Genomic DNA, 12,189 nt, shown 5'->3' on the forward strand with positions numbered 1-12,189 from the left:
ACGCATCACACAGCACCGACGGTAGGAGTCGCCGTGAGTGTTCACCCGATCGCCGCGCACCCGGATCCGGCCACGCCGTCCGCCGGCGCCGGCCTCCCGCTCGACCTCGGTTCCTGGATCGGGCGCCGCGCCGAGACCGCGTCCACCCGGCCGGCCCTGACATTCGAGGGGCGCACGCTCACCTACGGCCAGTTCCTGGACCGCATCGACCGGTTGGCGGCCGAACTGGCCGCCGGCGGGGTCGGGCACGGCGACCGGGTGGGGTACGCGGGCATCAACCACCCGACCTTCCTCGAGACGCTGTTCGCGTGCGGCCGGATCGGCGCGGTGTTCGTCCCGCTGAACTTCCGGCTGGCCGGGCCTGAGATGGCGTACATCATCGGCGACGCCGGCCTCCACACGCTGGTCGCCGACGCCGACCGCGCCGCCGTGGTCGACACCGTCCGCTCCACGTTGTCGTTGTCGCGCGTGCTCTCGGTCACCGAGGTCGACGGGTGGGAGGCGCTCGAGCCGCTGATGTCGGCGCGGGCACCGCTGGGCCTGCCCACCCGCGTGACCCCCGACGAGGTGGCGATCGTCATGTACACCTCGGGCACCACCGGCCGCCCCAAGGGCGTCATGCTCACCCACGCGAACCTGTTCTGGAACAACGTCAACGCGATGTTCTCCTTCGATTCGAGCCAGAACGACGTGACACTGGTCGCCGCGCCGCTGTTCCACATCGGCGGCCTGAACGTGAACACGCTGATCACGCTGCAGAAGGCAGGCGAGGTGGTGCTCACGGCCGGCTTCGACCCCGCCGAGACGCTGGCACTGATCGAACGTCGCCGCGTCACGACGATGTTCGGGGTGCCGGCGATGTTCCTGTTCATGGCGCAGCACCCGGAGTTCGCCGACACCGACCTGTCCAGCCTGCGCTCGCTGGTGTGCGGCGGCGCACCCGTCCCCGAGCCGCTGATCCGGATCTACCACGGTCGCGGCGTGCCGTTCGTGCAGGGCTACGGACTGACCGAGACCGCGCCGCTGGCACTGGTGCTGCGCACCGACGAGTCCGCCACCAAGATCGGCGCGGCCGGTCACCACACGCTGATGCTCTCCGAGGTGCGGTTGGTCGACCCGCACGGCATCCCGGTGCCGACCGGCGAGACCGGCGAGGTGTGCGTGCGCGGCCCCCAGGTGATGGTCGGGTACTGGCACAACCCGGCCGCCACCGCAGCGGCGATCGACGAGCAGGGCTGGTTCCACACCGGCGATCTGGGCCGGATGGACGACGACGGCTACGTCTACATCGTCGACCGCACCAAGGACATGGTGATCAGCGGCGGCGAGAACGTGTACCCGGCCGAGGTCGAGAGCGTGCTCTACGACCATCCCGCGATCCGTGAGGTCGCGGTGATCGGCACCCCGGACGCGCGCTGGGGTGAGGCGGTCACCGCGGTGGTCGCCGCGGTCGAGGGGCCGGCCCCGACCCTCGACGACGTCCGCGAGTTCTGCCGCGACCGCCTGGCCGGCTACAAGATCCCGCTGCGGTTGGAGATCGTCGACGAGATCCCCCGCAACCCCGCCGGCAAGATCCTCAAGTACCGGCTGCGCGAGCAGTTCGGCGGTGCGTGAGGCGCCGCCGAACTGCAGCGGCCAGGCCGCGCCGCTAGGGCCGCCGCAGCGCCGCCAGGAACATCGCGTCGGTGCCGTGCCGGTGCGGCCACAGTTGCGCGTGCGGGCCGTCACCGAGTCCGGGCACGCCGGGCAGCAGCTCGCGGGTGTCCAGTTCGGCCAGCCCGAACCGGCGCACCGCATCGGCAACCACCCCGACCGTCTCGGCCATGTGCGGCGAGCAGGTCGAGTAGACGATCACGCCGCCGGGGCGGACCAACCGGGTCGCCGAGGCCAGCAGTTCGCGTTGCAGCTTGACCAGCCCCGCCACGTCCGACGGCTGCCGTCGCCACCGGGCCTCGGGGCGACGGCGCAGCGCGCCGAGGCCGGTGCACGGCGCGTCGACGAGGACCCTGTCGTACCCGGTGGTCAGGCCCGGTTCGCGGCCGTCGGCGACGTGCACGTCGACGGGTAGGCCGCGGGTGATCTTGCGGACGAGTTCCGCACGGTGCTCGGCGGGTTCGACCGCATCGACCCGCGCCCCGTCGATGTCGGCAAGCGCACCGAGCAGCGCTGCCTTGCCGCCCGGTCCGGCGCACAGGTCCAGCCACCGTCCGCCGTCCCGACCGTCGAGCGGCGCGAGCGTCAGGGCGCGGGCCACCAGCTGGCTGCCCTCGTCCTGGACGCCGGCCAGACCTTCGCGCACCGGTTCGAGCTGCCCGGGGTCGCCGCCGTCCAGGTGCACCGCGTACGGCGAGTACGGGCCGGCCTCGCCACCGGTGATCAGCGCCAGCTCCTCCGCGGAGATCTCGCCGGGCCGGGCCACCAGATGCACGGCCGGGCGGGCGTCGTCGGCGGCGAGCACCTCGGCGAGCTCGCCCGCCGCCGGGCCCAGCGCGTCGACGAACGCCTGCGCGATCCACTTCGGGTGCGCGTACCGGAACGCCAGGTGCCCGACCGGGTCGGACTTCTCGGCCGGCGCGAGCCGCGACACCCAAGATGCCTCATCGTGCTCGGCGACCCGTCGGAGCACTGCGTTGACGAATCCGGCCCTGCCCCCGCCGAATTCGGCCCGCACCAGGTCGACCGAGGTCGCGACCGCCGCATGCGGGGCGACGCGGGTGCGCAGCAACTGGTAGGTGCCCAGGCGCAACACGTCCAGCAGCGGTCCGTCGATCTCGTCGATCGGCCGGCCCGCGCCGTCGGCGATGACCGCGTCGAGCAGGCCCTGTGACCGGCAGGCTCCGTACGCGAGTTCGGTGGCCAGCGCCGCGTCCCGGCCCTCGATCCGGCGCTCACGCAGCAGGGCCGGCAGCACCAGGTTCGCGTAGGCGTCACGCTCACGTACCGCCCGCAGCACGTCCCGCGCTGCGGTGCGGGCCGGATCGACGGCGGTGGCGTCGGGTCGTCGCGGCTGGCGGGGACGACGGTTGCCGGCGGGTCGCTTCGCCGGACGGCGGGATTCACTCATGACGCGCGCACCTCCGCATCCAGCCGCGCACCGCGGGCCCAGTCGGCTGCGTTCATCGCCTTCTTCCCCGGCGGTTGCACCTGTCCGAGGATCACCGGCACGGTCGCCGTGCCCACCATCAGTTCCTTCTTCGTCACCTGCAGTTGCCCGGGCTCGAGTTCGGCGTCGGCGGCACCGATGCGTACCGGACCCAGCTTGACCCGCATGTCGCCGAGCATCGTCCACGCCCCCGGGGCCGGGGTGACCGACCGGATCTGCCGGTCCACCATCGCCGCCGGCATGTCCCACTGCACCCGCGCCGATTCGACCGTCACCTTCTCCGCATAGGAGACGCCGTCGGCCGACTGCGGCACCGCGACGAGTTCGCCTCGCGCGATCCCGTCCATCGTCGACTCGAGCAGCACCGCGCCGGACTCCGCGAGACGCCCGAGGAGCACACCGGAGGTGTCGTCGGGCCGCACTCGCTCGGTGACCACCCCATAGACCGGCCCGGTGTCCAGGCTCAGCTCGATCCGGAACGTGCTGGCCCCGGTGAATTCGTCACCGGACCGCACGGCGGCCTGCACCGGCGCGGCGCCGCGCCAGGCGGGCAGCAGCGAGAAGTGCAGGTTCACCCAACCGGACTCGGGCACGTCGAGCACGCGCTGGGTGAGCAGCGCGCCGTACGCGACCACCGGGCAGCACTGCGGGTCCAGCTCCCGCAACCGGGCGACGAAGTCCTCGTCGTCGGGCCGGGCGGGCATGAGGACCTCGATGCCGTGCGCGTCGGCGAGTTGCGCGACCGGCGACCGGCTGACCTTGCGGCCGCGGCCGGCGACCGCGTCGGGCCGGGTGACGACTGCGACCACCTCGTGGCGCGGGGAGTCGATCAGCCGCTGCAGCGACGGGACGGCGACCTCGGGGGTGCCGGCGAAGACGAGCCGCATCTCAACGCCCCCCGATCCCGGCGGCGGCACCGAACCAGTCGGACTCGCGGATCTCCCGCATCGCCGCGGCCCGTTCTGTGCGGCCGAGCCGGCTCAGGAACAGCACCCCGTCGAGGTGATCGCTCTCGTGCTGGACGCAGCGCGCCAGCAGCCCGGTGGCCTCGAACCGCACCGGGCGCCCGTCCCTGTCGACGCCGCTCGCCACGACGTCGCGGTGGCGCGTGGTCTCGGCCCGGATGTCCGGGATCGACAGGCAGCCCTCCGAACCGGTCTGCATCTCGTCGCCGACCGCCTCCCACCGCGGGTTGACCAGGTGCCCGCGCACCCCGTTGCAGTCGTAGACGAACACGCGCAGCCCGACGCCGACCTGCGGGGCCGCGAGCCCGGCGCCGCCCTCCGCGTCCATGGTGTCGAGCATGTCCTGCACCAGCACGCGCAGCTCGGCACCGAAGGCCGTCACCTCGTCCGCGCGGGTGCGTAACACGGGGTCACCGAACAATCGGACGGGCAGTACGGCCACGGGGCTTCCACTCCTTCGCGCGAATGACGCTGGTGCCAGCGACCCCGGCACGGCGGCACCGGGGCGAGGGTCGATCTCGAAGCTCCCAGTTTAGAGAGCCTCAGGAGTTGCTCGCGAACACCACCGAGGCGATGCCCGTGCCGAGCGGAACGGGGCGGCAGACCGGGGCGAGCGGATGCTCGGGGTCCAGGGCGTTCAACACCATCTGCTGCGCGTACAAGTCGAACGGCATGTTGAAGTGCCCGGTCATGTCCGCGGGGCAACGGTCCTGGATGACCAGGTTGATCGCGCCCGGGCCGTGCAACGCGACGTTCGTGTACGGCTGGATCATCTCGTCGTACCGCGTGGCGATGGTCGTGTAGCGCACGCCGGGCACCGTGTCGCCGCCGGTGTTGAGCGCCTCGAGGAAGGCCGAGCCCTGCACCTGCTCGTCGACGGCCGGCGAGATGGCCGCCGAGATGAGCGCGTTGCCGCCGGGCAGGGCCGCCAGCAGCGTGCCGAGCCCGTAGAACGTGCCGCCGTAGGTGGGCGACGCCATGCCGATCCACTTGTCGACGTATGCGGCGCCGCCGAGCCGGTTGACGTAGTAGCGCGCGACGGTCGCGCCCTGCGAGTGCCCGACCAGATCGACCTTCGTCGCGCCGGTCTGCGCGAGCACCTGCCGGACCACCCCGGCAAGTTGCCCGGCCCCGGCGGTCATGTCGACCATGCCGAAATGGTCACTGCCGGAGGCATTTCCGTAGTTCAACGCGTAGACGCAGTAGCCGGCGTCGCGCAGTTGCGGGCTCAGCGCCGCCCAGTTCGCGAACGCGCTGCCGTCGCTGCCGTGCACCAGCACCACCGGTTCGGGATGCGTCGCGGTGGGCCGGCAGTGCGGCAGGTTCGCGCCCTGCGGCGCCAACCCGGGCCGCCCCTTCGCATACCGGGTCGCCGCCCCGGGTTCGGTCTCCACCGGCCCCTGCACGGTCGGTATCCGGTCGGCCGGCAGCACCGCCGCGGCGCCTGTCGGGCCGCCGCCGGACGAGCCCACCGACCCGGACGAGCCGGTCGGGTCCGCGGCTGCCGGAACTGCCACGGCGACAGCCACACTCGCCGCGATGGCCAGTGCCGCAAGCACCCTGCGCATCCGGTTCCCCTCTCCCGCGTCCCCACCCGGAATCTGTCCGTGCGCACATCTTGACACGCGCGGACGCCGCGCGCGGGCCGTTACCGCAGGTCACTCCCCCGCGGTGTCGCTCCCGGACTGGTCATGCTCAGCCTCGTCACGCTCAGCATCGCCGGCCGGGCGCGGCGCGTCGTCCTCGGCGAGCAGCCGGTAGATCGCACGGCGCGCCTCGGCGAGCAACTCCCCCGCCCGGGTGATCTGGTCCGGCGTGCCGGCCGCGGCAACCTGTCGCACCGCCCCCATCAGCTGGCCGGACAGTTCCCGCAGGTCCCGGGTCTCGTCGCCCTCGGCGCTGCGGTAGTCGGCGAACGGATCACCCAACTCGGTGACGTGGTCGCGCAGGTACTCCTCGCCCGCGTCGGTCAGCCGCGCGGTCTTGCGGCCGGCGACGGCCTCGACCACGATCAGCCCCTCGTCCTCGAGTTGACTGAGCGCCGGGTAGACCGAGCCGGGGCTGGGCCGCCAGGCGCCGCCACTGCGCTCGCCGATCTGCTGGATGAGCTGGTAGCCGTGCATCGGCTCCTCGCGCAGCAGCAGCAGGATGGCCGCGCGGGCATCGCCGCGCCGACCGCGGCCCCGACCGCGGGGTCCGTGCCGGTGACCGCGCCCGCCGCGCGGACCGCCGGGACCGAAGCCGCCGAACCCCCCGGGGCCGCCGAACCCTCCCGGTCCGAACTCGCCCGGACCGAAGCCCCGCGAGCGGTGTGCCCGGCGCTCCCGGCCCGGACCGCCCGCGCGGCGGCAGTCCCCGCGCATGCCCCTGGACTCTTCTCGATTCTCGTACTGCATCGTTGCCTCCTCGGCATCGGATATTGATTACGAGTATCACGATATATCGTTGCCGCATCGCTGACAACCCCCTCGCGGACGTGCCCTCTATTTCAGCCGATCCGGACGGGATCGATCTGCACCCGGACCGGACCGCTCGACCGGCGGGCGCTGCGGATCGCCCGCGCCTCGGCGAGCGCACGCGCGAGTGCCCGCCCATCGGCGCGGGGCACGCGGATCAGCATCCGTTCGACCTCGTCCGGTTCCAGCTCGTCGCCGGCGAACGGCAACCGCTCGCCCGGCGGCAGCGGCACCGGCCCGAGCAGTTCCGCCGATGCCGGCAGCTCGGCCACCTCGAGCAGCTCCCCGATCGACGCGGCCTCCCCGTCCACGGCCGCCAGGTGCACCGCCGGCGGGAAGCCCACCTCGGCCCGCTCGGCGAGCTGACTTCGGGCGTGCCACACCGGGTCCCACCGCACCAGCGCCTGCACCGTCGGAATCCCCGAGTCCGCGACCACGACGACCTGACCGCCGTCGGTGTGCGGTCGCACCAGCGTCGAGGCGGTCATCCACCGGCGCAGCGCCTCTTCCGCCGCGCGTAGATCCGCCCGGCCCAGCAGCGCCCAACCGTCGAGCAGCAGGGCCGCGCCGTAACCGCCGGGCATCACCGGCTCCGCCCCGACCGTCGCCACGACGAGTTTCGGTCCGGCGGCGATCTCGGCCTTGACCTCGCCGCCCCCGGAGGTGTGGACGGGCGTGCCGGTGAAGGCCCGGCCGAGCTCCTCCGCGGTGCGCGCCGCACCGACCACCATCGCGCGCAGCACCCGCCCACCGCACGCCTGGCAGCGGTAGTTCGTCTCTGCGATCCCGCACCACTTGCACGTCGGCGAACCGGCCCCGTCCGGGCCCGCCGCCGACGGCAGCGCCAGCGGCCCGTTGCAACGCCGGCAGCGAGCGGGCGCACGGCACTTCGAGCAGGCGAGCGACGGCACGTAGCCGCGGCGCGGAACCTGCACCAGCACACCGGCACCGGCGGCGAGCGCACTGCGGGCGGCGGCGAACGCGATCGCGGGCAACCGCGCCGCCCGGGCACCGGGGTCGCGGGCGAGCGCCTGATCACTGTCCGCGAGGGCGGTGATCATCGGCGCACGCGCCCGGACCGTCTCACGCGCGGCGACAAGGTCGTGCGCCCAGCCTGTGTCGACGAGCGCCTGCGCCTCCGCCGTGCGGCTGTGCCCGGCGACTACCGCCGCGCATCCGGTGCCGTGGGCGCGCAGCAGCGCCACCTCCCGCGCATGCGGATACGGCGAGCGGGGCTCGGACAGGCTGCTGTCGCCGTCGTCCCACACCACCACCAAGCCGAGGTCGGGTGTCGGGGCGAACACCGACGCGCGGGTGCCGACGACCACCCGCGCGGTCCCCCGCAGCGCGGCCAGCCACCGGCGGTACCGCGCCGACGGGCCCAGTCCGGCCGCCAGGCCGACCACGTGCTCCGGCCCGATCACCTCCGCACAGGCCCGCACCAACCGGTCGAGGTCGCGCTGGTCCGGCACCACCAGCACGGCGCCGCGGCCGGCCGACGCCACCACGGCGGCGAGCTCGGCGAGCCGGGTGCACCAGTCCTCGCCGGGCAACGCCTGCCAGACCGCGCGCGGCCCCCGCCCCGCCTGCAGCGCCTCGACGAAGTTCGGCCCGTGCAGGTACGCCGACCAGCCCGCCTCGTCGATCCGCGGCTCGCACGGGAGTGGCACCGGTTCGGTCTGCTCGGACTCGACCTTGCCGTGCCGGGGTGGGATCGCCAGCCGCAGCACGTCGGCGCGGGTGCCCGCGCAGCGCTGCGCAACCGCATCGACGAGCGCTTCGATCTCGGGGGTGAGCACCCGCTCGGGGGACACCACCCGGTCCAGCCAGGAGAGCCTGCCCTCGTGATCGCTCGACTTGAGACGCCGCAGCAGGATCCCGTCGACGAGGCGTCCGGAGAAGCGCACCCGCACGCGCACGCCCGGCTGGGCCTGCACGTCGAGGTCGGACGGGATCAGATAATCGAACTCGCGGTCCAGGTGCGCAACCGGCAGCAGCGGCAGCACGCGCGCCACGGGCGCATGTGCTGCCGCTGCCTTTGCGGTGGCGGTCAAAGTTGCCGTTGCCGCTTTCCGTTCGGTGCCGTCAGATGCCGGCGGCGGCCCGGAGCTGCTCGACCCGGTCGGTGCGCTCCCACGGCAGGTCGACGTCGGTGCGGCCGAAGTGGCCGTACGCGGCGGTCGGGCCGTAGATGGGGCGCAGCAGGTCGAGGTCGCGGATGATCGCGCCCGGACGCAGGTCGAACACGTCGCTGATCACGGCCTGGATCTTGGCCGGATCGATGTGCTCGGTGCCGAAGGTCTCCACGAACAGGCCCACCGGGGCGGCCTTGCCGATCGCGTAGGCGACCTGGACCTCGATGCGCTCGGCCAGGCCGGCCGCGACCGCGTTCTTGGCGACCCAGCGCATCGCGTACGCGGCCGAACGGTCCACCTTCGACGGGTCCTTGCCGGAGAACGCGCCGCCGCCGTGGCGGGCCATGCCGCCGTAGGTGTCGACGATGATCTTGCGGCCGGTCAGGCCGGCGTCGCCCATCGGGCCACCGAGGACGAACTTGCCGGTCGGGTTGACCAGCAGCCGCACGTTGGACGTGTCCAGCGGACCCAGGTCGGCGAGCACCGGCGCGAGGACCTTCTCGCGGATGTCGGGGGTGAGCAGGTTGTCCAAGTCGATGTCCGCTGCGTGCTGGGTGGACAGCACCACGGTGTCGAGGCGCACCGGCTGGTCGCCGGCGTACTCGATGGTGACCTGAGTCTTGCCGTCGGGACGCAGGTACGGCAGCACGCTGTCCTTGCGGACCTGGGTCAGGCGGCGCGAAAGGCGGTGGGCCAGCGCGATCGGCAGCGGCATCAGCTCCGGGGTGTCCTGGCAGGCGTAGCCGAACATCAGGCCCTGGTCGCCGGCGCCCTGGCTGTCGATCTGGTCCTCGGTGGCACCCTCGACGCGCGCCTCGTGCGAGTGGTCGACGCCCTGCGCGATGTCCGGCGACTGCGCACCGATGGCGATGTTCACGCCGCAGGAGTTGCCGTCGAAGCCCTTTGCGGACGAGTCGTAGCCGATCTCGAGGACCTTGTCGCGCACGATCTTCGGGATGTCGACATACGCGCTGGTGGTCACCTCGCCGGCGACGTGCACCTGACCGGTGGTGACCATGGTCTCGACGGCGACGCGGCTGTGCGGATCCTTGGCCAGCATCGCGTCGAGGATCGAGTCGCTGATCGCGTCACAGATCTTGTCCGGGTGGCCTTCGGTGACGGACTCACTGGTGAACAGACGACGCCCGGACTGGGTCACAGGTCCTCTCCCTACTACGTCACGTACGCGGGCCGTGTGGTCCGGCCGCGCACTCAAGCTTCAACGAGCTGATTCACAAGATTGTTTTGCAGACTATCGGTGTTCTACACCACTGCGGCGACAACCCCTCCGCCGTCGACCCTAGACCGCACCCCGGCGATCCGTCGCGATCAGGCTCCGAGCAGGCCGCTGAGCGCGTCGAGGATCCGGCTCGCCATCAGGTCCTTCGAACCGTGCTCGACAGGCACCTCGCTGCCGTCCGCGCCGAGCAGCCACCCGGCGTTCGAGTCCACCTCGAACGCGCGGCCGTCGCCGACGGCGTTGACGACCAGCAGGTCACAGCCCTTGCGCGCCAGCTTGGCGCGGGCGTGGAAGAGCACGTCGCCGTGCTCGTCACCGGTCTCGGCCGCAAACCCCACGATGGCCCGGTTACGGGGCAGCCCACCCTCGCGGCGGCCGGCGACCAGCCCGGCGAGGATGTCGTCGTTGCGGCTGAGCGGGATGGTGTCGGGCTCGTCGTCACCCTTTTTGATCTTGTTGGCCGCAAGCGTGGTCGGGCGGAAATCGGCGACCGCCGCGGCCATGATCACCGCCTCGGCGTCCGGCGCGTGCTTGTCGACGGCCTGGCGCATCTGGTCGGCGGTGCCGACCTTCACCACGGTCACCGCGGCCGGGTCGGCCAGGTTCGCGGTGGCGCCGGCGATGAGCACGACGTCAGCGCCGCGTTGGGCGGCCAGGCGCGCCAGCGCATACCCCTGCTTGCCGGAGCTGCGGTTGCCCAGGAACCGGACCGGGTCGAGCGGCTCACGGGTGCCGCCGGCGGTGACCACCACCCGGTGGCCCTCGAGGTCCCGGGGCAGCGCGTCCGCGCGTTCGAGTACGAGCATCGCCAGTGCGACGATATCCTCGGGCTCGGGCAGCCGCCCTGCGCCGGAGTCGGCGCCGGTCAGCCGCCCGGAGGCGGGCTCGACGACGATGTTGCCGCGGGATCGCAGCGTCGCGACGTTCTCGGCGGTCGCCGGGTGCTCCCACATCTCGGTGTGCATGGCAGGCGCGAAGATCACCGGACATCGCGCGGTGAGCAGTGTGGAGGTCAACAGATCGTTGGCCATTCCGTGCGCCGCGCGGGCCATCAGGTCCGCGGTCGCCGGGGCGACGACGACCAGGTCGGCCTCCTGGCCGAGCCGCACGTGCGGCACCTCCGGCACGTTCGCGAACACGCCGGTGGCGACCGGTTGCCCCGAGAGCGCCTCGAAGGTGGCGGCGCCGACGAACTGCAGCGCCGACTCGGTCGGGACGACCCGCACCTGGTGGCCGAGTTCGGTCAGCCTGCGGACGACCGAGCAGACCTTGTAGGCGGCGATGCCGCCACCGACGCCGACAACGATCCGCTTCGACGCGGATCCGGTGGCGTTCACTCGCCTTCGGTGTGCTCGAGCAGGTCGGCGTGGATCTCGCGCATCGCGATCGAGAGCGGCTTCTCCTGCAGGCCCGGCTCGACGAGCGGGCCGACATACTCGAGAATGCCGTCGCCGAGCTGGTTGTAGTAGTCGTTGATCTGGCGGGCGCGCTTGGCCGCGTAGATCACCAGCGCGTACTTCGACGACGCGCGCTCGAGCAGCTCGTCGATGGGCGGGTTGGTGATGCCGAGGGGGGTGTCGTAAGCCGGCACCGCTCCCGGGACGTTGGACTCGGCGCTGTCGACTTTGGTGGTCACTCGGCTACTCCTGAAATGGTGTGTGTAGATGATGAGACAGACACGTGCCCGAAAACTTCAGGCACCAACCAGCAAGGATACCAACTTCGCGGTGGCGTGGTCGACGGTGTCGTTCACGATCACAGTGTCGAACTCGTGCTGAGCGTCCAGTTCGACCTTGGCCGTCTGCAGCCGCCGCTCGACCGCCTCGGCGGATTCGGTGCCGCGGCCGGCGAGCCGGGAGACCAGTTCCTCCCAGCTCGGCGGGGCGAGGAACGCGAGTGTCGCGTCGGGCCGGGCCCGGCGGATGGCACGCGCGCCCGCGAGGTCGACCTCCACCAGCACGGGCAACCCCTGCTGCAGCGCCTGCTCGACCGGTCCAGCGGGGGTGCCGGAGCGCTGCAGGCCGCCGTGGATGTCGGCCCATTCGAGCAGCTCGTCCTGGTCGATCATGCGCTGGAACTCGTCGGTGCTCACGAAGTGGTAGTCGCGGCCGTCGACCTCACCGGGACGCGGCGCACGCGTGGTGGCCGAGACCGAGAAGTACAGCTGCGGCAGGCGGCTGCGCAGTTCGTGCACCACGCTGGACTTGCCGACGGCGGAGGGACCGGCCAGAACAACCAGCCGGCCCCTCGCCGTTGCAGCAGCGGTGTCCGCCGCTCGAGCGTCGGTCAC

The 12,189-nt window shown here is 72.4% G+C and carries 11 protein-coding genes; 1 reads left to right on the forward strand and 10 read right to left on the reverse strand.

The genetic code is table 11. From position 1 onward, the window contains the following. The first annotated feature begins 48 nt into the window (after positions 1 to 48). On the forward strand, positions 49 to 1,614 hold the full coding sequence (locus G4X40_RS14050) for an acyl-CoA synthetase (RefSeq protein ID WP_277833618.1): 1,566 nt from the start codon (positions 49 to 51) through the stop codon (positions 1,612 to 1,614). 34 nt (positions 1,615 to 1,648) lie between these two features. Here G4X40_RS14050 and G4X40_RS14055 read toward each other — a convergent pair whose 3' ends face one another. The 10 genes from G4X40_RS14055 to gmk form a co-directional block, all read right to left on the reverse strand. Beyond that, on the reverse strand, positions 1,649 to 3,064 hold the full coding sequence (locus G4X40_RS14055; RefSeq protein ID WP_277833332.1) for an RsmB/NOP family class I SAM-dependent RNA methyltransferase: 1,416 nt from the start codon (positions 3,062 to 3,064) through the stop codon (positions 1,649 to 1,651). Continuing rightward, positions 3,061 to 3,990, reverse strand: a complete 930-nt coding sequence (gene fmt / locus G4X40_RS14060; RefSeq protein ID WP_277833333.1) for a methionyl-tRNA formyltransferase — start codon at positions 3,988 to 3,990, stop codon at positions 3,061 to 3,063. The genes G4X40_RS14055 and fmt overlap by 4 nt, the downstream gene beginning before the upstream one ends. 1 nt (position 3,991) lies before the next feature. Next, positions 3,992 to 4,510 carry a peptide deformylase gene (gene def / locus G4X40_RS14065; protein WP_277833334.1) on the reverse strand — a complete coding sequence of 173 codons (519 nt, stop codon included), beginning with the start codon at positions 4,508 to 4,510 and terminating at the stop codon, positions 3,992 to 3,994. A 100-nt stretch (positions 4,511 to 4,610) separates the two neighbouring features. After that, positions 4,611 to 5,636, reverse strand: a complete 1,026-nt coding sequence (locus tag G4X40_RS14070; protein ID WP_277833336.1) for an esterase/lipase family protein — start codon at positions 5,634 to 5,636, stop codon at positions 4,611 to 4,613. Between the two features lie 90 nt (positions 5,637 to 5,726). After that, entirely contained in the window at positions 5,727 to 6,464 is a 738-nt protein-coding gene (locus G4X40_RS14075; RefSeq protein WP_277833337.1) for a PadR family transcriptional regulator, read from the reverse strand. A gap of 92 nt (positions 6,465 to 6,556) precedes the next feature. Then, positions 6,557 to 8,578 (reverse strand): primosomal protein N', encoded by a 2,022-nt coding sequence (locus G4X40_RS14080; RefSeq protein WP_277833338.1) that lies wholly within the window; start codon positions 8,576 to 8,578, stop codon positions 6,557 to 6,559. A gap of 31 nt (positions 8,579 to 8,609) precedes the next feature. Then, complete coding sequence (metK, locus tag G4X40_RS14085; RefSeq protein WP_277833339.1) at positions 8,610 to 9,818, reverse strand: methionine adenosyltransferase; 1,209 nt, start codon at positions 9,816 to 9,818, stop codon at positions 8,610 to 8,612. 170 nt (positions 9,819 to 9,988) lie between these two features. Beyond that, positions 9,989 to 11,236: a bifunctional phosphopantothenoylcysteine decarboxylase/phosphopantothenate--cysteine ligase CoaBC gene (coaBC, locus tag G4X40_RS14090; RefSeq protein ID WP_277833340.1), complete on the reverse strand. Its 1,248-nt coding sequence runs from the start codon at positions 11,234 to 11,236 to the stop codon at positions 9,989 to 9,991. After that, on the reverse strand, positions 11,233 to 11,535 hold the full coding sequence (rpoZ, locus tag G4X40_RS14095; RefSeq protein WP_277833342.1) for a DNA-directed RNA polymerase subunit omega: 303 nt from the start codon (positions 11,533 to 11,535) through the stop codon (positions 11,233 to 11,235). The genes coaBC and rpoZ overlap by 4 nt, the downstream gene beginning before the upstream one ends. Positions 11,536 to 11,592: 57 nt before the next feature. After that, the gene (gene gmk / locus G4X40_RS14100; RefSeq protein ID WP_277833343.1) at positions 11,593 to 12,189 is read right to left on the reverse strand and encodes a guanylate kinase; all 597 of its coding nucleotides are present in this window, start codon (positions 12,187 to 12,189) and stop codon (positions 11,593 to 11,595) included.

Origin of the sequence: Speluncibacter jeojiensis (assembly GCF_029589495.1) — a bacterium.
GTDB classification, from domain to species: Bacteria; Actinomycetota; Actinomycetes; order Mycobacteriales; family Mycobacteriaceae; genus Speluncibacter; species Speluncibacter jeojiensis.